This window comes from Amycolatopsis sp. NPDC003676, from assembly GCF_053587275.1.
The window spans coordinates 1-1,147 of record NZ_JBSFNS010000374.1 but is presented as its reverse complement, the minus strand read 5'-3'; the positions used below and the strand labels follow the sequence as shown (position 1 = coordinate 1,147).

At 68.4% G+C, this 1,147-nt stretch carries 1 protein-coding gene; it reads right to left on the bottom strand.

All coding sequences use genetic code 11. From position 1 onward, the window contains the following. On the bottom strand, nt 1–749 hold a 749-nt coding region (locus ACWDNU_RS46530), incomplete at its 3' end, for an APC family permease (protein ID WP_449673534.1). Nucleotides 750–1,147: the final 398 nt, after the last annotated feature.

Genomic DNA, 1,147 nt, shown 5'->3' with positions numbered 1-1,147 from the left:
CCGGGGTCCTCCGAGCGAACGACTTTTCCCGCCGACCGAGCCGATCCGCGACGACCGAAGCGCTTCCTACCGTCGAAAACATGTCGATTAAGCATGATCGCCCGCGGAATCGTGCGCGCCGGGTCGCGCACTTCCTCGCCGAGCGTGGCGATCCGCGCGTAGCCGGCGAATGCGAAGAACAGCAGACCCGCCGCCTGCAACACGCCGTACGGCCCGATCTCCGCGTCGAGAACCGTTGCCGCCGAATGATCCCCACCGATCCCCACCACGACCACCGCCGCCAGCACCGCCAGCACCAGCCCCACGATCACCCGCGTCGCCAGCGCCGACTTCTGCACGCCCACATAGTTGATCGCGGTCACCACGACCACCACCCCCACCGCCACCCCGTGCGCCTGCGCGGGCCACGCGTAACTCCCCACGGTCAACGCCATCGCCGCGCACGACGCCGTCTTCCCGACCACGAACCCCCACCCCGCCAGATATCCCCAGAACTCCCCGAGCCGCTCCCGCCCGTACACATACGTCCCACCCGACACCGGATACACCGCCGCCAGCCGCGCCGACGACATCGCATTGCAATACGCCACCACCGCCGCCACCCCCAACGCCACCAGCAACCACGACCCGGCCACCCCCGCCGCGGGCCCCAACGCCGCGAACACCCCGGCCCCCACCATCGCCCCCAGCCCGATCACCACCGAGTCCCGCACACCCAGCTCACGTCGCAACGGCAGATCGGAAGTCATGCGCTCATCGTCGAACATCCCCCGGCATCCCGCGACCGGACGCGGCCGGAGACGACAAACGCCGCCAGGTCGATGAGGGAGACCTGGCGGCGTTCGAGTCGAAGGGCCGCCGCGTGGACGGCCCGTCAGGGTGCCGACGCCCCACAAGCGCCTCTCGGCGGGTGGTCGCTCGTAGCGACAAAGGGGTGAGGCCCGGGGCTGTTCGGGCGCCGACAATGGTGTTCAACCAAGGCTCCCTTCGAGCTATTCCGCGCCTCGGATGTGATCCGCGCAACGGCTGCTTGATTGACTCGTTTTCTTGACTTATTCCAGAAAACTGGAATGGTGGATGTTGTGCACACCGAGGAGATGGACGCTTGCCGACTGTTGCGCGAGGCCGGGTTGCGGGTGACCGCGCC